This is a genomic window from Streptomyces sp. NPDC032126, from assembly GCF_055580085.1.
The window spans coordinates 267,738-288,162 of the sequence record NZ_JBVIMA010000007.1 but is presented as its reverse complement, the minus strand read 5'-3'; the positions used below and the strand labels follow the sequence as shown (position 1 = coordinate 288,162).

Annotated in this window: 20 protein-coding genes; 14 read left to right on the top strand and 6 right to left on the bottom strand. The window is 72.2% G+C overall.

Translation table 11 applies throughout. From position 1 onward, the window contains the following. Positions 1-14: 14 nt before the first annotated feature. From ACZ5NW_RS26535 to ACZ5NW_RS26515, 5 genes are all read left to right on the top strand, one after another. On the top strand, positions 15-1,652 hold the full coding sequence (locus tag ACZ5NW_RS26535) for an ATP-binding protein (RefSeq protein WP_468746424.1): 1,638 nt from the start codon (positions 15-17) through the stop codon (positions 1,650-1,652). Continuing rightward, positions 1,649-2,056, top strand: coding sequence for a roadblock/LC7 domain-containing protein (locus ACZ5NW_RS26530; RefSeq protein ID WP_468746423.1), 408 nt, complete (start codon positions 1,649-1,651; stop codon positions 2,054-2,056). Before ACZ5NW_RS26535 ends, ACZ5NW_RS26530 begins: the two co-directional genes overlap by 4 nt. Next, positions 2,053-2,484 carry a DUF742 domain-containing protein gene (locus ACZ5NW_RS26525; protein ID WP_468746422.1) on the top strand — a complete coding sequence of 144 codons (432 nt, stop codon included), beginning with the start codon at positions 2,053-2,055 and terminating at the stop codon, positions 2,482-2,484. Before ACZ5NW_RS26530 ends, ACZ5NW_RS26525 begins: the two co-directional genes overlap by 4 nt. Next, positions 2,465-3,085 (top strand): GTP-binding protein, encoded by a 621-nt coding sequence (locus ACZ5NW_RS26520; protein WP_468746421.1) that lies wholly within the window; start codon positions 2,465-2,467, stop codon positions 3,083-3,085. Before ACZ5NW_RS26525 ends, ACZ5NW_RS26520 begins: the two co-directional genes overlap by 20 nt. A gap of 76 nt (positions 3,086-3,161) precedes the next feature. Beyond that, positions 3,162-4,652, top strand: a complete 1,491-nt coding sequence (locus tag ACZ5NW_RS26515) for a cytochrome P450 (protein ID WP_468746420.1) — start codon at positions 3,162-3,164, stop codon at positions 4,650-4,652. An 80-nt stretch (positions 4,653-4,732) separates the two neighbouring features. On the opposite strand, the gene ACZ5NW_RS26510 is transcribed toward ACZ5NW_RS26515, so the two are convergent. Next, complete coding sequence (locus ACZ5NW_RS26510) at positions 4,733-5,683, bottom strand: RluA family pseudouridine synthase (protein ID WP_468746419.1); 951 nt, start codon at positions 5,681-5,683, stop codon at positions 4,733-4,735. A gap of 136 nt (positions 5,684-5,819) precedes the next feature. On the opposite strand from ACZ5NW_RS26510, the gene ACZ5NW_RS26505 reads away from it, so the two are divergent. From ACZ5NW_RS26505 to ACZ5NW_RS26495, 3 genes are all read left to right on the top strand, one after another. Beyond that, a complete protein-coding gene (locus ACZ5NW_RS26505) occupies positions 5,820-6,467 on the top strand; it encodes a PadR family transcriptional regulator (protein WP_468746418.1) in 648 nt (215 codons plus the stop codon). A 188-nt stretch (positions 6,468-6,655) separates the two neighbouring features. Continuing rightward, positions 6,656-7,690 carry an ATP-binding cassette domain-containing protein gene (locus tag ACZ5NW_RS26500; protein ID WP_468746417.1) on the top strand — a complete coding sequence of 345 codons (1,035 nt, stop codon included), beginning with the start codon at positions 6,656-6,658 and terminating at the stop codon, positions 7,688-7,690. Continuing rightward, the gene (locus tag ACZ5NW_RS26495) at positions 7,687-8,463 is read left to right on the top strand and encodes an ABC transporter permease (protein WP_468746416.1); all 777 of its coding nucleotides are present in this window, start codon (positions 7,687-7,689) and stop codon (positions 8,461-8,463) included. Before ACZ5NW_RS26500 ends, ACZ5NW_RS26495 begins: the two co-directional genes overlap by 4 nt. 75 nt (positions 8,464-8,538) lie before the next feature. Here the strand turns inward: ACZ5NW_RS26495 and ACZ5NW_RS26490 are convergent, their stop codons facing one another. Together ACZ5NW_RS26490 and ACZ5NW_RS26485 are read right to left on the bottom strand one after the other, a co-directional pair. Then, complete coding sequence (locus ACZ5NW_RS26490; RefSeq protein WP_468746415.1) at positions 8,539-9,387, bottom strand: siderophore-interacting protein; 849 nt, start codon at positions 9,385-9,387, stop codon at positions 8,539-8,541. Between the two features lie 102 nt (positions 9,388-9,489). Then, positions 9,490-10,413 (bottom strand): 5'-3' exonuclease, encoded by a 924-nt coding sequence (locus ACZ5NW_RS26485; protein WP_468746414.1) that lies wholly within the window; start codon positions 10,411-10,413, stop codon positions 9,490-9,492. A gap of 214 nt (positions 10,414-10,627) precedes the next feature. Between ACZ5NW_RS26485 and ACZ5NW_RS26480 the strand changes: the two genes are divergently transcribed. The 4 genes from ACZ5NW_RS26480 to ACZ5NW_RS26465 all read left to right on the top strand — a co-directional run bounded on the left by ACZ5NW_RS26480 (position 10,628) and on the right by ACZ5NW_RS26465 (position 15,267). After that, the gene (locus tag ACZ5NW_RS26480; protein ID WP_468746413.1) at positions 10,628-11,686 is read left to right on the top strand and encodes a quaternary amine ABC transporter ATP-binding protein; all 1,059 of its coding nucleotides are present in this window, start codon (positions 10,628-10,630) and stop codon (positions 11,684-11,686) included. Then, entirely contained in the window at positions 11,679-13,496 is a 1,818-nt protein-coding gene (locus ACZ5NW_RS26475) for an ABC transporter permease/substrate binding protein (protein ID WP_468746412.1), read from the top strand. Before ACZ5NW_RS26480 ends, ACZ5NW_RS26475 begins: the two co-directional genes overlap by 8 nt. A 479-nt stretch (positions 13,497-13,975) precedes the next feature. After that, positions 13,976-14,539, top strand: a complete 564-nt coding sequence (locus ACZ5NW_RS26470; RefSeq protein ID WP_468746411.1) for a helix-turn-helix domain-containing protein — start codon at positions 13,976-13,978, stop codon at positions 14,537-14,539. Continuing rightward, the gene (locus ACZ5NW_RS26465; protein WP_468746410.1) at positions 14,536-15,267 is read left to right on the top strand and encodes a helical backbone metal receptor; all 732 of its coding nucleotides are present in this window, start codon (positions 14,536-14,538) and stop codon (positions 15,265-15,267) included. The genes ACZ5NW_RS26470 and ACZ5NW_RS26465 overlap by 4 nt, the downstream gene beginning before the upstream one ends. On the opposite strand, the gene ACZ5NW_RS26460 is transcribed toward ACZ5NW_RS26465, so the two are convergent. Then, positions 15,179-16,339: a TDT family transporter gene (locus ACZ5NW_RS26460; protein WP_468746409.1), complete on the bottom strand. Its 1,161-nt coding sequence runs from the start codon at positions 16,337-16,339 to the stop codon at positions 15,179-15,181. The two genes, ACZ5NW_RS26465 and ACZ5NW_RS26460, sit on opposite strands and share 89 nt — an antisense overlap. Positions 16,340-16,409: 70 nt before the next feature. On the opposite strand from ACZ5NW_RS26460, the gene ACZ5NW_RS26455 reads away from it, so the two are divergent. After that, the gene (locus ACZ5NW_RS26455) at positions 16,410-17,342 is read left to right on the top strand and encodes a LysR family transcriptional regulator (RefSeq protein ID WP_468746408.1); all 933 of its coding nucleotides are present in this window, start codon (positions 16,410-16,412) and stop codon (positions 17,340-17,342) included. 92 nt (positions 17,343-17,434) lie between these two features. Here ACZ5NW_RS26455 and ACZ5NW_RS26450 read toward each other — a convergent pair whose 3' ends face one another. Further along, positions 17,435-18,133: a gamma-glutamyl-gamma-aminobutyrate hydrolase family protein gene (locus tag ACZ5NW_RS26450; protein WP_468746407.1), complete on the bottom strand. Its 699-nt coding sequence runs from the start codon at positions 18,131-18,133 to the stop codon at positions 17,435-17,437. 76 nt (positions 18,134-18,209) lie between these two features. Next, entirely contained in the window at positions 18,210-18,944 is a 735-nt protein-coding gene (locus ACZ5NW_RS26445) for a FadR/GntR family transcriptional regulator (protein ID WP_468746406.1), read from the bottom strand. Positions 18,945-19,061: 117 nt separating this feature from the next. Here ACZ5NW_RS26445 and ACZ5NW_RS26440 point away from each other — a divergent pair, with 117 nt between their 5' ends. Further along, positions 19,062-20,420, top strand: a complete 1,359-nt coding sequence (locus ACZ5NW_RS26440) for a glutamine synthetase family protein (RefSeq protein ID WP_468746405.1) — start codon at positions 19,062-19,064, stop codon at positions 20,418-20,420. Positions 20,421-20,425 lie beyond the last annotated feature (5 nt).

The window sequence follows — 20,425 nt, the reverse complement described above, 5'->3', positions numbered from 1 at the left end:
GACAGAGGGCCCCCATGGTGAGTGTTCAGTCCCCACCCGGTCGCCGTGAACTTCCCTACGCGCGCGTGCTGCTGCCCCCCGCGATACTGATGGCCGCGGCGACCGGAGCGGCCGCCGCCCTGGTGCCGGTGGTGAACCAGCTCGCCGTCGGCGTCAGCGGAGCCGTCGCCACCGTCCTGGTCCTCGCCACCGTCACCGGAGCGGTGCGCCGCGGCCGCCGGCTGCGCAGGCTCGACGCGGACAAGGACCAGCGCCTCGCCCACGTGGAGCATCGCCTCGCCCACTACGCGGCGCTCAACCGCCGCATCTGCGACGACTACCTGCCCGACTGCGTCCGCTATCTGCGCCAGGGAAGCTCCCCCGACGACGTGCTGCGGCACTACCAGGCCACGGATCCCTACTTCCGCGACTTCGACGACTCCCAGCTGGCGCTGCTCCGCCGCCTTCTGAAGATCGTCGACTACGAGCAGGACCTGCGCGACTCCGGCCAGCGTTCCTTCGTCAGCGTGGCCCGCCGGATCCAGGCCATCGTCCACCAGCAGAACAAGGAACTGCGGGAGATGGAGGAGGACCACGGCCGCAACCCCGAGGTCTTCGACGACCTCCTGCGCATCGACCACGGCACCGCGCTGATCGGCCGCCTCGCCGACTCCATCGGCGTCCTCGGCGGCGGCCGACCCAGCCGCCAGTGGCCCCAACCCGTGCCGCTGTACAGCGTGCTGCGCGGCGCCATGTCCCGCATCCTGGAGTACCGCCGCATCCAGCTCGACTCCATCGCCAAGGTCAACGTCCGCGGCATCTCCGTCGAGCCGGTCATCCACGCCTGCGCCGAACTCCTCGACAACGCCACCCGCTACTCGCCGCCCGAGAGCAAGGTGCACGTCAACGCCGTCGAGGTGCAGACCGGCATCGCCATCGAGATCGAGGACGCCGGCGTCAGCCTCAGCGAGGAGAGCCGCGCCAAGGCCGAGGGCATGCTGGAGGCCGCCATGGAGGGCGTCGACATCCAGGACGTCAGCGACGTCCCGCGCCTCGGCCTCGCCGTCGTCGGCCGTCTGTGCACGTCGTTCAACATGCAGATCGCTCTGCGCGCCTCGGCCTACGGCGGCGTCCGCGCCGTCCTCATCATCCCCAACGAGATGATCACCGGCGGGGCCACCTCCCTGTACGCCCACGGCATCGGCGCCGCCTCGCAGCCCATCCAGGACAACACCGGCGTCGACGTGCCCCAGCGCAAGCCCAAGAAGCGCCGGCCCACCAACCCGACCATCCCCGCGGGAATGTCCCTGGAGGACGACGTCCCCGTGGTGACCGAGTGGACCCCGCAGGGGCTGCCGCAGCGCCGCAGCAAGATCGCCATCCCCGTCCACGAGCAGATCATGGAGGCGTACCGCGCCCAGGCGCGCGCCGAGCGGGGCGAGCCGGACCCCTGGGCCCGGCCCGAGCAGACCGAGCCCGAGCCGGAGCCCGAGCCCAAGAAGGACGAGACCGCGCCCGGCCTGTGGGTCGACGCCTTCTGGGAGGGCCTCAGGAAGGACAACCCCGCTGAGGACCCCACCGACTTCACCCGTAACCCCACGAAGTACCTGCACCTGATCGAAGACAAGGACAAGGCCCGCACCGAGGCCGACGACGAGGGGGACCTCACGTGATCCAGCAGCGCGCCAACTTCGACTGGCTGCTCAAGGAGCTCTACGACGGAGTTCCCGGCATCGAGATGATCGTGGTGCTCTCGGCTGACGGACTGCGCATCGCCCGCTACGCCGGCGATCCCGACGCCGCCGACCGGGTCGCCGCCGCGTGCGCCGGACTGCAGAGCCTCGCGCAGGCGGTCGCCCAGGAGATCCCCACCACCGACGGCGACATGAAGCTCGTCGTCATCGAGATGAACGGCGGCTACTTCTACCTCATGGCGGCCGGCGCCAACGCGTACCTCGCGGTCCTCGCCGACGTGCGCTGCGAGCCGGGCCATATGAGCGCCAATATGCGCGACCTCGTCGTGCGCATCGGCTCCCACCTGACCAGTCCCCCACGGCACAACGGGCAGACCGTATGACCCCTCCGCAACGCCGACGGCGCCATCCCGTCAAGCAACAGTCACCCCCACCGCCCCCGCCGCCCCCACAGGCCCCGTCGGCCGAGCAGGGCCAGCAGGAGGGCGACGGCAAGCAACCCGAGCGGCTGTTCGTCATCTCGGGCGACGGAGAACGCGTGCCCCTCGACCTCGTCACCTTAATGGTGGCGCGCGCCGAGCCGCCCTCCTCCGCCACCCCGGAACAGTCGGCGGTCCTGCGCCTGTGCGCCGCCCCCCTGTCCGTGGCCGAGATCTCGGCCTACCTCAGTCTCCCGTTCAGCGTGGTCAGCGTGCTGCTCACCGACATGCTGGCGGCCGACCTGGTCCAGGCGCGCGCCCCGATCGTGCGGCAGCAGCTCCCCGACCGTTCCCTTCTCGAAGCGGTGATGCATGGACTTCAAAGGCTCTGACACGATCCCCGGCCCACGGGCCGAGGACCATCTGCCGCAGACCACCCAGGCCGCGGCGAAGATCGTCATCGTGGGCGGCTTCGGAGTCGGCAAGACGACCATGGTCGGTTCGGTCAGCGAGATCAGGCCGCTGACGACCGAGGAGACCATGACCCAGGCCGGTCTCGGCGTCGACGACAACTACGGCTCGGACACCAAGACCGCCACCACCGTGGCCATGGACTTCGGCCGCATCCGCATCACGGAGAAGGTCGTGCTCTACCTGTTCGGCACCCCCGGACAGGAGCGCTTCTGGTTCCTCTGGAACGGCCTGTTCGAGGGCGCCCTCGGCGCGGTCGTCCTGGTCGACACCCGCCGCCTGGAAGTCAGCTTCGAGGTGATGGGCCGGCTGGAGGAGCGCGGGGTGCCCTTCGTGGTGGCCGTCAACACCTTCCCCGACGGCCCCCGTTACCCGATCGAGGACTTGCGCCAGGCCCTCGACCTGGCGCCCCAGATCCCGATCATGGAGTGCGACGCCCGCCGCCGCGCCTCCAGCCGGGACGTCCTCATGACCCTGATGCGCTTCCTGCACACGCTCACGATGAGCGGCAGCCTCACCTGAACTCCCCACCCGCGCCACGCCGTTCACCCTCCCCGCCCGGACAACGGATCCACCACAGTCTCGAAAGCGACCCCTCGTGACGTCTGAACACCACTCCCCGACCGGTACGGACGACCTCACCCTCGAACCGCCCCCCGGCTGCCCCGCGCACGGCCGCGGCGCCGGAGGGCTGAACCGCCTCTACGGCGTGCAGGACCTGGCCGAGCTGTACGAGAGCCTCCGGGAGGAACACGGGCCCGTGGCGCCCGTGCTGCTCCACGACGACGTGCCGATCTGGGTGGTCCTCGGCCACGCCGAGAACCTGCACATGATCCGCACCCCCTCGCTCTTCACCCGGGACAGCCGCATCTGGACCCCGCTGCTCGAGGGCATGGTCAAGCCCGACCACCCGCTGATGCCGCACATCGCCTGGCAGCCCATCGCCTCGCACGCCGAGGGCGACGAGCACAAGCGGCTGCGCGGGGCGGTCAAGGCGGCCATGGCGAACATCGACCACCGCGGGGTGCGGCGGCACATCTACCGTTCGTCGCAGGCGCTGGTCAACCGCTTCTGCGAGGAGGGCCGGGCCGACCTGGTCGGCCAGTTCGCGGAGCATCTGCCGATGGCCGTGATGTGCGAGGTCCTCGGCATGCCCGAGGAGTACGGCGACCGGATCGTGCAGGCCGCGCGGGACGCGCTCAAGGGCACCGAGACCGCCATCGCCAGCCACGCGTACGTCATGGACGCGCTCAGCCGGCTCACCACCCGGCGCCGGGCCCAGCCCGCCGACGACCTCACCAGCCACCTCATCGCCCACCCGGCCGGTCTCAGCGACGACGAGGTCCGCGAACACCTGCGGCTCATGCTGTTCGCCGCCTACGAGGCCACGGTCAACCTGCTGTCCAACGTGCTGCGCCGGGTCATCGTCGACCCGCGCTTCTACGCCCGGCTCAACGGCGGGCAGATGACGGTGCCGGAGGCGGTCGAGCAGTCCCTGTGGGACGAGCCGCCGTTCAGCACGATCCTCGGCTACTTCGCCAAGCAGGACACCGAGCTGGGCGGTCAGCGCATCCGCAAGGGCGACGGCCTGCTGTTCGCTCCCGCGCCCGGCAACGTCGATCCGCGCATCCGGCCCGACGTCTCCGCCAGCATGCAGGGCAACCGCTCCCACCTGGCGTTCGGCGGCGGCCCGCACGAGTGCCCCGGCCAGGACATCGGCCGTGCGATCGCCGACATCGGCGTCGATGTCCTGCTGACCCGGTTGCCGGACGTCCAACTCTCCTGCGACGAGTCCGAGTTGCGCTGGACGACGTCCATCGCCTCCCGCCACCTGGTGTCGCTGCCGGTCCGCTTCGACCCGAAACCGGAGCAGGAGATCGCCCTCAGGCCCAGCAGCCTCAACCAGATCCCGGCGCAGGGCCGGGGCCTGGGGTCGACGTTCCGGCAGCCGGGGCCGATGGCCGTGGACCAGCTCCAGCCGACACCGACCGCACAGCCCACCCCGCCGCCCCAGCCGACGGCGGCACCGACCCCGACGCGCCGGCCGAACGCGTGGACGCGCTTCCTGGCGTGGTGGCGGGGCTACTGAACTGAGGAACGGCACCGCACCGGGGCGCCGCTCGGCCCCGGTGCGCGGGGTGATGCTCGCCGGCGCGGGAGCCCCTGCCGCTACTCGCCCGCCCACTCCTCGTACGACGTCCAGGCCCCCAGCGTGCGTGCGCTGCGCAACCGGTGTGTCCTGCCCGTCACCGGGTCGGTGAACTCCAGGTCCCGGGCGAGGAGTTGGAGGGGGCGGCGGAAGTCGTCCGGCGCCGTGGGGGCGGCCACCGTCGGGTAGAGGGGGTCGCCGAGCAGTGGGACGCCCAGCGCGGTCATGTGGACGCGGAGCTGGTGGGTCTGGCCCGTCTCCGGGGTGAGGAGATAGCGGGCCAGGCCGTCCGGGCGATGGGCGAGGAGTTCGACGCGGCTGACCGCGTTCGGCTCGCCCGGGATCTCCTGGGCCGTGAGCGTGCCCCGTTCCTTCACGATGCGGCTGCGCACCGTCACCGGAAGGGCGAGCCCGGGGTCGTACGGCGCCACGGCCTCGTACACCTTGCGTACCCGTCGGTCCCGGAACAGCGTCTGGTAGGCGCCCCGCTCCTCGGGCCGCACGACGAACAGCACCAGCCCGGCGGTCAGCCGGTCCAGTCGGTGCGCCGCGCTGAGCGTGGGGATGCCGAGCTCCCGCCGCAGCCGGGCCAGCACGGTCTCGGTGACATGGCTGCCGCGCGGTGTGGTGGCCAGGAAGTGCGGCTTGTCGGCGACGACGATGTGCTCGTCCCGGTACGCCACCTCCACCGGGAACGGCACCGGCACCTCGGCGGCCAACTCCCGGTGGAACCATACGAACATCCCCGGCACATACGCCGCGTCCGGCGCCAGCGAACGCCCGTCCGCCCCGACGAACGCGCCCGCCGTGAACATCCCCTCCACGACCCCGGCGCCCGCCCCCGACAACCGCTCCACCAGATGCTCCCGCACGGTGGCCCACGGCCCCTGGGCCGGCAACCGCACCCGCACCGGATCGACCCCGTCGCGCTGGGGTAGCGGGGCGGGCGGGGGCGGCGTACGGCGTCTCATCGGGATCAAGCGTACGGCGCCGCGAAAACCGGTCCCTCCCTCATCGCGATACATCGTGTCTCTTGACGCGTCGGCCGCGCTCGCGATATGTTCGGCTACGGATATTCGGATACGAGGCGGAAGGGAGGTGACCGTCATGCCGGGCAAGCGCCGCAAGCTGAGCAACCCGCTCGCGCTGACCGTGCTGACCACCCTCTGGCAGAAGCCGATGCATCCGTACGAGATCGCCCAGACCCTGCGCCGTCAGGGCAAGGACGCCAGCACGAAGATCAACTACGGCTCGCTCTACACGGTCGTGCAGAACCTGGAGAAGCACGGCTTCGTCGAGGTCGTCGACGTGGAACGGCACGGCAATCGCCCCGAGCGCACGATCTACGCGCTCACCGACGCCGGCCGCCAGGAGATGACCGAGTGGCTGTCGGACCTCGTCGCGATCCCCGCGAAGGAGTACCCGATCTTCGAGACCGCCCTGTCGCTGCTGGGGGCACTGCCCCCCGACGACGTGGTGCGGCTGCTGGAGGAGCGGCTGACGGCCCTGGAGATCCAGCTGACGAGCGGACGCGCGGTGCTGAACCAGGCGTACGAGACGCTGCCCCGGCTGTTCCTCATCGAGGTCGAGTATCAGTTGCACATGGTCGAGGCACAGGCGGAATGGGTGCGCGGCTTCGCCCGGGAGATCCGGGACGGCTCGCTCCCCGGCGTCGAGGCCTGGCGCCACTTCCATGACACGGGGGAGTTCCCCCCGGAGCTGAAGGAGGTCGAGGAGCGCCACTTCCAGAAGTGACGCCCGCAGCGGACCACGCCCCACGAGACAGAAAGACCCCGGCAGCGCTGTTGCAGCAGCGCCGCCAGGGTCACGAACCCCGAACCGAATCCACCCGAGGCGGCTCCGGCGACCGAGGTGCGGCACATCAAGGGTAGCCCGGCGCTCCTCGCGTGGATCATTCACCTTCCGTACAGGAGAGATCCGCCATGAGCGCTACCCGCGCGCCCGCCGTCGAGGCGCGGCACCTGATCAAGTCCTACCCCGGCGATGTCACCGCCCTGGCCGGCCTGGACATCACCGTCGCGACCGGCACCGTCTTCGGCCTCCTCGGGCCCAACGGCGCCGGCAAGTCCACCACCGTCAAGATCCTCACCACCCTCGCCCGCCCCGACTCCGGCACCGCCACCGTCGCCGGACACGATGTGCTGCGCCACCCCGACCGGGTGCGCCGGGCCATCGGCGTCGTCGCCCAGAACTCCGGCGCCGACCCGGTCGCCACCGGCAGGGAGAACCTCCAGCTCCAGGGCCGGCTCTACGGCATGAAGGGCGCCGCCCTCACCCGGCGCGTGGACGAACTGCTGGAGCGCTTCACCCTCACCGACGCCGCCCGGCGCCCGGTGAAGGGGTATTCGGGCGGCATGCGGCGCCGCCTCGACGTCGCCCTCGGCCTGGTGCACCGCCCCGAGGTGCTCTTCCTCGACGAGCCCACCACCGGCCTGGACCCGGAGGCGCGCACCGCGATGTGGGACGAGATCGGCCGCCTGGCCGCCGAGGACGGCCTGACCGTTCTGCTCACCACGCACTATCTCGACGAGGCCGACCGGCTCGCCGAGCGCATCGCGATCGTCGACCGGGGCAGGGTCGTCGTCGAGGGCACCCCGGGCGCCCTCAAGGACGAACTGCGCGGTGACGCCGTCCACCTGGAGCTGCGCACCCCGGTCGAGGAGGCCGGCCGCATCCTGCTCACCGACGCCCTCGGTGCCCTTCCGGGCGTGCACGAGGTGCTGTTCGACGGACGCCGGATCAGCGTCCGCGCCGACGACGGCGCCGCCGCGATCCCCGCTCTGCTCGGCGCGCTCGACGGGTCCGGGGCCGCCGTGGCCAGCGCGACCGTGGCTCGCCCCTCCCTCGACGACGTCTACCTCCGCTACGCCGGCCGCCGTTACGCGGAGGCCGACGCCGCGTCCGCCGACCCCACTCGTTCCGCCGACTCCCTCGCCCTCGCCGGAGGTGCCCGATGAGCACCGCGCTCACCCAGACCTGGTTCATGGCACAGCGTCAGCTGATGGTCTTCGCCCGGCAGCCCGCCTACGCGATCATCACCCTGATCCAGCCGGTGATCTGGCTGTTCCTGTTCGGCGGCCTGTTCAAGAAAGTCGTCGAGCTGGGCGGCTTCGGCACCACCTCCTACCTCGACTACCTGGTGCCGGGCGTCGTGGTGATGAGCGCGCTCGCCGCCAACATGTGGGCGGCCATGGGCATGCTGGAGGAGATCCAGCGCGGCACCCTCAACCGGTTCCTGACGACCCCGGCCAGCCGCGCCGCGCTGATGAACGGCAATGTCGTGCACAACGGCATCGTCACCGCCCTGCAGTCCCTCGTCATCGTGCTCCTCGGACTCCTCGGCGGCGCCGACTACGCGGGCGGGATCGGCGGCGTCGCGGTCCTCGTGCTCGCCTCGGTCCTGCTCGGCACGGTCTTCGGCGCGCTGTCCAACGCGCTGGGCATGCTGGTCCGGGAGCGGGAGTCGATCATCGGCATCAACACTTTTCTGCTGCTGCCGCTGACCTTCCTGTCCTCCGCCTTCATGGCACCGTCGCAGATGCCGGGCTGGATGCGGCACGTGGCCGACTTCAACCCGCTCGACTGGGCGATGGTGGCGGGCCGTTCGGCACTGTCCGACCAGCCCGACTGGGGCGTCGTGCTCGGCAGGAGCGGTGCGCTGCTGGCGCTGGCGGTCGCGGCGGTGTGGGTGTCGATACGGACGTTCCGGGCGTACCAGAAGTCCGTCTGAGTCCGTCCAGGCCTGACCGTCAGGAGGCCGCCGCCCAGGCCCGGCCGTCAGGAGGCCGCCGCCCAGGCCCGGCCGTCAGGAGGCCGTCGCGTCGGCGGTCTCCTGCTCCGCCTCGATCGCCGCGTTCCAGTCCCGCTTCGACGCCTGCCAGCCGTCCTCGTTGTGGCCGAGCCGCCAGTAGCCGGAGATGGACAGATCGTCGCGCGGGACGCCCCGCTCGACCCGCAGCAGATGGCGCAGCTGCTTCACGAAGTGCGCCTCGCCGTGCACGAAGGCGTGCACCCGGCCGGCGGGGAAGTCCAGTGCCCGTACGGCCTCGAACAGGAGCTCGCCGACCGGCCGGTCGCCGCGGTGCAGCCAGACGACGTCCACATCGGAGTCGATCTTCTGCTCCTCCTCGGGCCCGGCCACCTCCACGAAGGCGCGGGCCACGGCGCCGGCGGGCAGCGACTCCAGGGCGGCGGCGATCGCCGGCAGGGCGCTCTCGTCACCGGCGAGCAGATGCCAGTCGGCTTCCCGGTTGGGGGCGTAGGCGCCGCCGGGGCCCATGAAGCGGACCGTCTCGCCCGGCTGGGCGCGGACGGCCCATGGGCCGGCCAGGCCCTCGTCGCCGTGGATCACGAAGTCCAGGGTCAGCTCGCGGTGCTCGGGGTCCCAGGCGCGCACGGTGTAGGTGCGGGTGACCGGCCACTGCTCGCGGGGGAACTCCGCCCGCACGCGCTCCAGGTCGAAGGGCTCGGGATAGGTCACGCCCTCGGGGCCGAACAGCAGCTTCACATAGTGGTCCGTGCAGGAGCCCGCGGTGAAGTCCGCGAGTCCCTCGCCTCCGAGGACCACACGCTGCATGTGCGGGGTCAGCCGTTCGGTGCGGACGACCTGCGCGGAATGGGGCTTCCGCGGCTTCCGTGCCGGACGTTCTGCCATGACGGCCTCCCAGGGCTCCCTTGCTTAGGCTTACCTAAGTTAGCACTTCTCCCTTCGGGAAACACAAGAACATCGATCGCGCCGAGACCGACGGCGGAGGCGTCAGGACGCGCTGAGCGTCGTCAGAAGGCGGTGCAGGGACCCGCCCAGGCCCCAGCGGGCGCCCAGATCCGCCACGGCCCCCGGGTCGCGCGGAGCGCGGGGCAGGGCCGTGTCCACCGTCGGCAGGGGGACGTCGTCGGCGACCTTCACGACCTTCGGGGCGACCTCCACATAGGGGCGGGCTTCGGCCAGGCGCTTGCGCTGCGACGGCGTGAGCTTCGCCTTCGGGTCGTCGACCGCGGCCATGATCCCGGCCAGATCGCCGAACTCGGCCAGCAGCTTGGCCGCCGTCTTCTCACCGATGCCCGGCACACCCGGCAGACCGTCGCTCGGGTCGCCGCGCAGCAGCGCCAGATCCGCGTACCCCCGGCCGTCGACGCCATACTTCTCGCGCAGCACCGCCTCGTCGGTCAGCTGGAGCATGCCCACGCCCTTGAGCGGATACAGCACCCGCACCCCGCGCGCGTCGTCCACGAGCTGGTACAGGTCGCGGTCGCCGGTGACGATGTCGACCGGGCCCGCCGCGCGCCCGGTGAACGTACCGATCACGTCGTCCGCCTCGTACCCCGCGACCCCCACGCGCGCGATGCCCACCGCGTCGAGCACCGCCTCGATGATCGGCACCTGCGGCGACAGCGTGTCGGGCACCTCCTCCTCGTCCGGCCCGACCGCGTGCTCCTCGGCGACGCGGTGCGCCTTGTACGAGGGGATGAGGTCGACCCGCCACTGCGGACGCCAGTCGGCGTCCATGCAGGCCACGAGCTCGTCCGGCCGGTGGTCGCGGACCAGCCGGTCGATGAACTCCAGCAGTCCGCGCACGGCGTTCACCGGAGTGCCGTCCGGTGCCTTCACGGAGTCGGGCACACCGAAGTACGCGCGGAAGTAGAGCGAGGCGGTGTCGAGCAGCATCAGTCGTCCGGTCACGCACGCATCATGCCGCACGGCACCGACAGTCACCCGTCCGGCGACCCGCCCCGCAACGCGTTGCGCCCTGCGCACCAGGGGTGAGCCCGCCCACGTGTGCGTTTGTCCCCCGGGGGCCCGGGCAGGCGCGGCCTCGGAGCGGTGCCGGCCCCCGGGTTCACCTGTCGCGGCCGACGACCGCTCCTGTTCATGTCCCCGAGACGAGAAGGTACGTGTGTCCGCCAGGCTAGAGGCCGAACATCTCTTCAAGGTGTTCGGCAGACGACCGGACGAGGCAGTCGAACGGCTCCGCGAGGGAGCCGACCGGGAGGAACTGCGCGCCGACGGCACCACCGCCGCCGTGATCGACGCCTCCTTCACCGTGGACCCGGGCCAGATCTTCGTCGTCATGGGCCTGTCCGGCTCCGGCAAGTCCACCCTGCTGCGCATGCTCAACGGCCTGCTGGAGCCCACCGCCGGCCGCGTCCGCTTCGACGGCCAGGACCTGACCGCGCTCACCGACCGCGAGCTTCGGGCCGTACGCGCGCACAAGATCAGCATGGTCTTCCAGCACTTCGCGCTGTTCCCGCACCGCAGCGTCCTCGACAACGCCGCCTACGGCCTCGCCGTCCAGGGCGTGCCCCGCGCCGAGCGCGAGCGCCGCGCCGCCGAGGCCCTCGCCCTGTGCGGCCTGGAGGGCTGGGAGAAGTCCTGGCCGGACGAGCTGTCCGGCGGCATGCAGCAGCGCGTGGGCCTGGCCCGCGCCCTCGCCACCGACGCCGACCTGCTCCTGATGGACGAGTCCTTCAGCGCCCTGGACCCGCTGATCCGCCGCGACATGCAGGACCAGTTGCTCACCCTCCAGAAGACCCTGAAGAAGACCATCGTGTTCATCACCCACGACCTCAACGAGGCCATGCGCCTGGGCGACCGCATCGCCGTCATGCGCGACGGCCGCATCGTGCAGACCGGCACCGCCGAGGACATCCTCGTCCGCCCCGCGAACGACTACGTGGCCTCCTTCATCCAGGACGTCGACCGCTCCCGCGTCCTCACCGCGTCCGCCGTCATGGACACCGAGCCGCGCGGCGACGAGGCGGACTGCGCCTGCGAGACCGCGACCCCGGACACCCCGTTCACCGAGCTGTGCGCCATCAGCGCGCGCGTGCCGCACCCCGTGGCGGTCGTGGAGGCCGGCGCCCTCGTCGGCGTCGTACCGCGCCGGAGGCTGGTCGGATTCCTCGGCGACGAGCACACGGCGGAAACCAGCTGCGAGGTGACCGCCCGTGCCTAGGCTCCACCTCGGCGACCGGGTCGACTCCGGCGTCAACTGGCTCGTCACCCATCTGTCCTGGCTCTTCGACGCCGTCAAGGCGGTCGTCGAGGGCATGTACGACGGCATCGACGCCGTCCTCGCCGCCCCCGCGCCCCTGCTGCTCGCGGGCATCCTCGCCGTCCTCGCCTGGTGGCTGCGCGGCCTCGCCGCGGGCGCGCTGTCCTTCGTCGGGTTCGCCCTGATCGACTCGCTCGCGCTGTGGGACGAGGCGATGTCGACGCTGTCGCTGGTCCTGGTCGCCACGGTCATCGCGCTCGTGATCTCGATCCCGCTGGGCATCTGGGCCGCCCGCTCCCGGGCCGTCAGCGCGACCCTGCGGCCCGTACTCGACCTGCTCCAGACCATGCCGTCGATGGTCCTGCTGATCCCGGCGATCCTGTTCTTCGGCATGGGCGTCCCGGCCGGTGTCGTCGCCACCCTGATCTTCGCGCTGGCCCCCGGCGTGCGCATGACCGAGCTGGGCATCCGCCAGGTCGACGCGGAACTCGTCGAGGCCGCCGAGGCGTTCGGCACCACCCCGCGCGACACCCTGCTGCGGGTGCAGCTGCCGCTCGCCCTGCCGACCATCATGGCGGGCGTCAACCAGGTGATCATGCTGGGGCTGTCGATGGTCGTCATCGCCGGCATGGTCGGCACGGGCGGTCTCGGGGGCGCCGTCAACGAGGCCATCGGCCAGCTCGACATCGGCCTCGGCTTCGAGGCGGGCCTCGGCATCGTCGTCCTCGCGATCTACCTGGACCGGCTCACCGGCGCCCTGGGCACCCGCCTCTCCCCGCTGGGCCGACGGGCGGCCGCCAAGGCCCGTACGACGGTGTGGACGTACCGCCCGCGCGCGGCCGTGGCCGTGGTCGCCGCGGTGGTGCTCGCCCTGGTCGCGGGTGGCCTGAACGTCTTCGGCACCGGGGGATCGGGCACCGCCGAGGCCACCGCCGGCAAGGTCGGCAAGGGCCGGGAGATCAGCATCGGCTACATCCCCTGGGACGAGGGCATCGCCTCCACCTACCTCTGGCAGGAGATCCTCACGGAGCGCGGCTTCAAGGTCACGACCACCCAGTACGCTGCCGGTCCCCTCTACACCGGCCTCGCCACCGGCCAGCTCGACCTCCAGACGGACGCCTGGCTGCCGACCACCCACGCCGAGTACTGGCAGAAGTACGGCAAGAGCCTCGACGACCTCGGCCAGTGGTACGGCCCCACGTCCCTGGAGCTCACCGTCCCCGCGTACATGAAGGACGTGAACACCCTGGCGGACCTGAAGGCCCACGCCTCCGAGTTCGGCGGGAAGATCGTCGGCATCGAGCCCAGCGCGGGCATGATGGGCCTGCTCAAGAGCAAGGTCCTCCCGGCGTACGGCCTTCAGGGCTCCTACGACGTCGTGGACGGCTCCACGCCCGCGATGCTCGCCGAGCTCAAGCGCGCGTACGCCAAGAAGCAGCCGATCGCCGTCACGCTCTGGTCCCCGCACTGGGCGTACAGCGAGTACGACCTCAAGAAGCTCAAGGACCCGCAGGGCGCCTGGGGCAAGGGCGACGGCGTCCACACGGTCGCCCGCGAGGACTTCGCCGAGGACAACCCCGAGGTCGCCCGGTGGCTGAAGCACTTCTCGATGACCGAGGAGCAGCTCACCGGTCTGGAGGCGCTGATCCAGCAGGCCGGCAAGGGCAAGGAGCGGGACGCCGTCCGCGCCTGGCTGAAGCGGCACCCGGGCCTCGTCGACCAGTGGGCTCCCGTCGCCGGGGCGACGGCCGGCAGCCGGGCCGCCGGGTGACCTGACCACCCGGCGCCCCCTGGGCGGGCCCCGCCGTGACGACTCCGGTCGCGCGGCGGGGCCCGCCCTTCCGCGTTCCGGAGCCCTGACTCACGGGCGCGGAGCGACCCGGAACGCTCCGAAGGCCACGGCAAGGATCCGGCCAACCACGCAGAGCCACGCCGTCACCCGAACTCGGCCCCGCGCGGCGCCCGGGCCCCCCGCCCGGCCCGTGGGCGGAACACGGGGAGGTGCCGGAGCATTGAACCGGAGGGCCGCACCGTGCGAACCTGCCCGCACCGGCGGCTCGCAGGAGCAGATCGACTGGCGCGAACCGACCACTCCGGCACCGTGCGACGTGTCGTCGATGTGACGGGCACATGAAACGGTTTGCCGAACATGCGTAGGGTGCAGAGAACTCAGAAGACGTCCGCCCCCGGCAGGGCCCGCGGACCGCGACACCGACCGTGAACCGACGAGCGAAGGAGGGAGCCGGAGCGATGGGCGACCACAAAGAACAGCCCCTGCGGGTGGGCGCGGCCGTGCGCCGCCGCCGTCGGGCCCTGGAACTCACCCTCGCCGTCGTGGCCGAGCGCAGCGGCCTGTCGGTCCCCTTCCTGAGCCAGATCGAGAACGACCGGGCGCGGCCCAGCACCAGCTCCCTGGAGAAGGTCGCCGACGCGCTGCGGACCACGGCCGTGGAGCTGCTCGCCGCTGCCGACCCCGCGTGCAGCGTCGACGTCGTACGCGCGGACGTCAACGAACCCGGGCCCCGGCCCCAGTCCCGTTCCCTGGTGCGCGGTCACCATCAGATGCACGCGACCGAGTTCACCGGCGACCACGACGCGGGGCGCGAATTCCGTTACCGCAACGACCAGTTGATGTTCGTCGCCGACGGCGGGGTGGAGATCGAGGCGGAGGGGCGGGCGTATCGCCTCGGGCGCGGGGACACGCTGTATCTCACCGGTGGGGTGCGGCACCGGTGGCGGGCGACCGTGCCGGACACCCGGCTGGTCGTGGTCGCGGTGGCCGAGCACATCGAGGCGGTCCGGGACCGGGAGTGAAGACCTCGCCCCGCGTCGTCTCCCTGGTGCCGTCGCTCACGGAGGCGGTCGCCGCCACGGTCCCGGGCGTGCTCGTGGGGGTCACCGACTGGTGCAGCCACCCGGGCGATCTCGACGTCCCCCGTGTGGGTGGCACCAAGAATCCCGACCTGGACCGTATCGCCGCCCTCGCCCCCGACCTCGTCGTCGCCAACGAGGAGGAGAACCGCGAGCCCGATCTGACCGCTCTGCGCTCGGCGGGTCTCGATGTGCTCGTCACCGAGGTGCGGGACGTGCCGGGCGCCTTCCGGGAACTGGACCGGGTGACGGCGGCCTGCGGCGCGCGCACCCGTCCGCGCTGGCTGGACGAAGGCGAGGCGGCGTGGGCGGACCTGCCCGGCCCCGGCCGCCGTACGACCGCCGTCGTACCGGTGTGGCGCCGCCCGTGGATGGTGCTGGGCCGCGACACCTTCGCCGGCGACGTGCTGGCCCGGCTGGGCGTGGACCAGCTGTACGCCGGGCACGTCGAGCGCTACCCGAGGATCCCCCTGGACGAGCTGAACGCCGCCCGGCCGGACGTCGTGGTCCTGCCCGACGAGCCCTACCGCTTCACCGCCGACGACGGCCCCGAGGCGTTTCCCGGCCTGCCGTGCGCGCTGGTCAGCGGACGGCACCTGACGTGGTACGGCCCGTCACTGGCCGAGGCGCCCCGGGTACTGGGCGCGGCCCTGCGAGCAGCTCACCGCTGACCACCCCGCGCAGCGTGCGGGCGCCGGCCACACCCCAGGCGGCGACGAGGACGCCGTACAGCACGACGGCGAGACCGTCGTAGACGACGAGCCCGGTGTGCCGGGCCAGCGCCTCGGCGCCCGTGACGCAGGTGCCGACCGGGAAGGTGAAGGCCCACCAGGTCATCGCGAAGCCCATGCCGTGCCGCCGGGCGCGCAGCACATGCGCGGTGGCCAGGCACAGCCACAGCAGCGCGAAGCCCATGACGGGCACGCCGTACAGCACGGCGAACACCCGGAAGCCCTCCGCGTACGCCCCCGGGACGACCCCCGGGGCCAGGTCCGCGAACTTGCCGGCGGCCGTGGTGGACTGCCCGAGCGGGCCCAGCACCAGGAAGAACGTCGGGGTGAGGGCGAGCGGCAGCGGACCGCGCGTCACCAGCCGGGCGAAGACCATCGGCAGCATCACGAAGGTCGCCAGCAGACTCAGCCCGAACAGCGCCAGACACGCGAACAGCAGGGTCTCCCGTGGCTGCCCCGGCGCCAGATGCGGCACGAGCAGCGGCCCCAGCGCCGCGGACACCATCGGCGCGACGAGCGGCAGCAGCCACACCGGCGACGCCTGCCCGGGCTCCACCCGATGGCGTACGGCCATGAGGTACGGCACCGCGACGGCCGCCGCCAGTCCTACGACCGTCCCCACGCCGAAGAGGACCACGTCGAGGGCGACGGCCGCGCCGGTCCCGATCCAGTCCCGCCCGATCGTCAGGGCGCCGCCGCCCACCGCCAGCAGGGCCATGGACAGACAGCCGTAGAACGGTGCCGTCGCCGGGTCGAGAAGGTGGGCGCGGGCCTGGTCGCGGTGGTGGGTCCAGTGCAGGGCGCGGGCGGCGAGGAGGGTCACCAGCAGGGCGAGCGAGAGGGCCCAGACGGTCGCGCAGGCCGGCCGCAGTCCCGGCAGCCGCAGCGGGAGCGAGGCGCCCGCGGTGGCGACGATCGCCGTGCCCATGACCGTGGCGTACCAGTTGGGGCCCAGATGGCGGACGGCGGGGACGCGGGCAGGGGAGGGCGAGGGATGGGCTGCGGTGACCATGCGTCCACGGTTCCGGCCGAGGGCGTCCACCACCAGGGAGTATGTCTCTATGAGGGCATAAACTGACTTTATGAGCAGCGGGGAGACGGCAGACGACGGGCGGGCGACCGGGGGCTCGCTGGCCCATCGCGTCCCGGATCTGGGCGCCCTGGAGCTGCTGCTGGCGGTGGCCCGGCTGGGCAGCCTGGGGGCCGCCGCCCGCGAGCTGGGCATCACCCAGCCCGCCGCGAGCAGCCGGATCCGCTCGATGGAGCGCCAGCTGGGGGTGGCCCTGGTGGACCGCTCGCCGCGCGGATCCCGGCTGACCGACGCGGGCGCGCTGGTGACCGACTGGGCGCGGCGGATCGTCGAGGCGGCGGAGGCGTTCGACGTGGGCGCGCAGGCCCTGCGCGACCGCCGGGACTCCCGGCTGCGGGTGGCCGCGAGCATGACCATCGCCGAGTATCTGCTGCCCGGCTGGCTGCTCGCGCTGCGCGCCCAGCGGCCGGACACGGCGGTGTCGCTGCTCGCCGGCAACTCCGCGGCGGTCGCGGAGCGGCTGCTGGCCGGGGAGGCGGACGTGGGCTTCGTGGAGGGGCTGACCGTACCGTCGGGGCTGGACTCGGCGGTGATCGCCCATGACCGGCTGATCGTCGTCACGGCACCCGGGCACCCCTGGTCGCGGCGCAGGCAGCCGCTGTCGGCCCAGGAGCTGGCCGCCACTCCGCTGATCCTGCGGGAGAAGGGATCCGGCACCCGGCAGGTCCTGGACACGGCGCTCGGCGGGCTGGCGCGCCCGCTGATCGAGCTGTCCTCGACGACGGCGGTGAAGGCGGCGGCGGTGAGCGGGGCGGGACCGGCGGTGCTCAGTGAGCTGGCGGTGGGGGAGGAGCTGTCGTTGCGGAGGCTGGTGCGAATTCCGGTGGACGGGGTGTCGCTGGCCCGTGCTCTCAGGGCGGTGTGGCCTACGGGGCACCGCCCTGCGGGGCCGGCGCGTGAACTGCTGAGCCTCACTCGGGGCTAGGCCGCCAGGGGGGCTCCCGCCCCCCCCTGGACCCCCCGGCCTATGCCCACCCACCACCCGTTTCCAGTGGGTCGAGAGGTGAGCGATCCGACCTAGGCGGGGCGCGCTGCCTCTATCAGGGCCCGCATCACCCGTGCGTCCTCTCCCATCTCCGGGTGCCACTGGACGCCGAGCAGCCAGCCGGTGTCCTCGCCGGCGCCCCGTTCCACGGCCTCCACCGTTCCGTCCTCCGCGTGTGCCGACGCGATCAAGCCCTCGCCCAGGCGGTCCACCGACTGATGATGGAACGTGGGTACGGAGGTCTCCTCCGGGACCACCGTGGCGTACAGCGTGCCCGGTACCGGCTTCACCGGGTGCCGGCCGAAGACTCCCGGCACCTCGGCGTGCCCCTCGATGTGCTGCACGAGCGTCCCCCCGAGCGCGACGTTCAGCAGCTGCATCCCGCGGCAGATGCCGAGCAGCGGCACCCCGCCGGCGACCGCCGCCTCGATCAGCGCCAGCTCCCACGCGTCCCGCTCCCGCGCCGGCGGCCCCGTGCGGGGGTGCCGCTCCGCGCCGTAGCGGACCGGCTCGACGTCCGGGCCGCCCGCGATCACCAGCCCGTCGAGCCGGGCCACCGCCGCCGCCGCGTGCTCCGGCGCGTCCGGGGGCAGCATCGCCGCCAGCCCGCCCGCGCGCTGCACGAGCCGCGGATAGCCGGCCGGCAGCAGTGCCGCCTCCAGCTCCCACACGCCCCAGCGCGTCCGGGCCTCCAGATACGTGCTGACACCGATCAGCGGCCGTGCCGTCACCCTGTCCTCCCGGGATCCAAAGGTTCAACTCAAGGTTCAAGTCAAAGGTTCGAGAACATACCTTTGCAGAGCCCGCTCATGCCAGGAACCCCCGCAGCAGCGCCGCCGTGCCCACGCAGTGCTCCCGCATCATCTCCCGCGCCCCGTCCGCGTCCCCGTCCAGCACCGCGTCCACCAGCGCGGTGTGCTGCCGCTGCGAGTGCTCCAGGTTGCGCACCAGCAGCGGAATGCGGTCCAGCAGGTCGTTGACGGTCGCCCGCACCGCCGCGTACTGGGCGGCCAGCGACGGCGAACCGCACAGCTCGGCCAGCGTCAGATGGAGCAGGGTGTCCAGCCGCCGGTAGTCGGCCAGCGGCGCGTCCTGCGTCGCGGCCAGCGCGGCCCGCAGCCGTAGCGCCTGCCCGTCGCTCAGCCCGTGCTGCGCGCACAGCCCGGCCGCCCCGACCTCCAGCACCTCGCGGAAGCGCAGCACGTCCTCGATGTCGACCTCGGCGATCCGCCGCCGCAACTCGTCCTCGCCGCCCCCGCCTGCGCGCGGCAGCACGAACGTTCCGCCGTAGCGGCCCCGCCGGGACTCCACCAGCCCCTGGTCCTGAAGCACCTTCAGCACCTCGCGCAGCGTCACCCGGCTGATCCCGAGCCGCTCCGCCAGCTCCCGCTCGGCGGGCAGCCGCTGCCCGCCGGGCACCAGACCCAGCCGTACGACCTGGAGGATCTGCTCCAGCGCCTCCTCGAAGCCGTTGCCCGCCCGTACCGGACGCAGCACCGGGGTCAACCGGTCCTCCGGCCCTTGATCGGCATCCACCGGCATCCGGCCCCGCCCCCTTCCCAAGCAATGGTTCTCCGCAATACCTTATGGCTCGCGGTCGGCCGTACAAGTCCCAGCAGCCGGCCGGACCGGCCGAAGGAGCCCTAAGGAGGCCCTCCCGTGGCAGACCGCACACCCCCGCTCGGCGTCGAGGAACTGCACGCCCTCGTCGCAGGCGGTGAGATCGACACTGTCGTCCTTGCCTTCCCCGACATGCAAGGGCGGCTCCAGGGCAAGCGGTTCGCCGCCCGCTTCTTCCTCGACGAGGTCCTGCAGCACGGCACCGAGGGCTGCAACTACCTCCTCGCCGTCGACACCGAGATGAACACCGTCGACGGCTACGCCATGTCCTCCTGGGAACGCGGCTACGGCGACTTCGCCATGCGCCCCGACCCCGCCACCCTGCGCCGCGTGCCCTGGCACCCCGGCACGGCGATGCTCATCGCCGACCTCGCCTGGGAGGACGGCAGCCCCGTCGTCGCCGCGCCCCGCCAGATCCTGCGCCGCCAGCTGGAACGCCTCGCCGCCCTCGGCTACACCGCCCAGGTCGGCACCGAGCTGGAGTTCATCGTCTTCAAGGACAGCTACGAACAGGCCTGGGACGCCAACTACCAGGGCCTGACCCCGGTCAACCAGTACAACGTCGACTACTCCATCCTCGGCACCGGCCGCGTAGAGCCCCTGCTGCGCCGCCTGCGCAACGACATGGCCGGCGCCGGCCTGACCGTCGAGTCCGCCAAGGGCGAGTGCAACCCCGGCCAGCACGAGATCGCCTTCCGCTACGACGAGGCCCTCGTCACCTGCGACCAGCACGCCATCTACAAGACCGGCGCCAAGGAGATCGCCGCCCAGGAGGGCGTCTCGCTCACCTTCATGGCGAAGTACAACGAGCGTGAGGGCAACTCCTGCCACATCCATCTCTCCCTGGCGGACGCGGACGGGAACAGCGTGATGGCCGGTCCCGGGGGCATGTCCGACGTCATGCGGCACTTCCTGGCCGGACAGCTCGTCGCGCTGCGCGACTTCTCGCTCCTGTACGCCCCCAACATCAACAGCTACAAGCGGTTCCAGCCGGGCTCCTTCGCCCCGACCGCCGTCGCCTGGGGCCACGACAACCGCACCTGCGCGCTGCGGGTTGTCGGCCACGGCCGCTCCCTGCGCTTCGAGAACCGGCTGCCCGGCGGCGACGTCAACCCGCACCTCGCCGTCGCCGGCCTGGTGGCGGCCGGGCTGTACGGCATCGAGCAGCGGCTGGAGCTGCCCGACCCCTGCCCGGGCAACGCGTACACCGCCGAGTACGAGCACGTCCCCACCACCCTGCGCGAGGCCGCCGAGCTCTGGGAGAACAGCCCGATCGCCAAGGCCGCCTTCGGCGACGAGGTCGTCGCGCACTACCGCAACATGGCCCGCGTCGAGCTGGAGGCCTTCGACGCGGCGGTGACCGACTGGGAGCTGCGCCGCTCCTTCGAACGCATGTGAGGCAT

Excerpts from the sequence above, each read along its gene's own strand:
- ACZ5NW_RS26535 (WP_468746424.1), top strand. The coding sequence starts at position 15 with ATGGTGAGTGTTCAGTCCCCACCCGGTCGCCGTGAACTTCCCTACGCG.
- ACZ5NW_RS26460 (WP_468746409.1), bottom strand. The coding sequence starts at position 16,339 with ATGGTCACCGCAGCCCATCCCTCGCCCTCCCCTGCCCGCGTCCCCGCC.
- ACZ5NW_RS26470 (WP_468746411.1), top strand. The coding sequence starts at position 13,976 with ATGGGCGACCACAAAGAACAGCCCCTGCGGGTGGGCGCGGCCGTGCGC.
- ACZ5NW_RS26505 (WP_468746418.1), top strand. The coding sequence starts at position 5,820 with ATGCCGGGCAAGCGCCGCAAGCTGAGCAACCCGCTCGCGCTGACCGTG.
- ACZ5NW_RS26455 (WP_468746408.1), top strand. The coding sequence starts at position 16,410 with ATGAGCAGCGGGGAGACGGCAGACGACGGGCGGGCGACCGGGGGCTCG.
- ACZ5NW_RS26490 (WP_468746415.1), bottom strand. The coding sequence starts at position 9,387 with ATGGCAGAACGTCCGGCACGGAAGCCGCGGAAGCCCCATTCCGCGCAG.
- ACZ5NW_RS26445 (WP_468746406.1), bottom strand. The coding sequence starts at position 18,944 with ATGCCGGTGGATGCCGATCAAGGGCCGGAGGACCGGTTGACCCCGGTG.
- ACZ5NW_RS26500 (WP_468746417.1), top strand. The coding sequence starts at position 6,656 with ATGAGCGCTACCCGCGCGCCCGCCGTCGAGGCGCGGCACCTGATCAAG.
- ACZ5NW_RS26525 (WP_468746422.1), top strand. The coding sequence starts at position 2,053 with ATGACCCCTCCGCAACGCCGACGGCGCCATCCCGTCAAGCAACAGTCA.
- ACZ5NW_RS26510 (WP_468746419.1), bottom strand. The coding sequence starts at position 5,683 with ATGAGACGCCGTACGCCGCCCCCGCCCGCCCCGCTACCCCAGCGCGAC.
- ACZ5NW_RS26520 (WP_468746421.1), top strand. The coding sequence starts at position 2,465 with ATGGACTTCAAAGGCTCTGACACGATCCCCGGCCCACGGGCCGAGGAC.
- ACZ5NW_RS26495 (WP_468746416.1), top strand. The coding sequence starts at position 7,687 with ATGAGCACCGCGCTCACCCAGACCTGGTTCATGGCACAGCGTCAGCTG.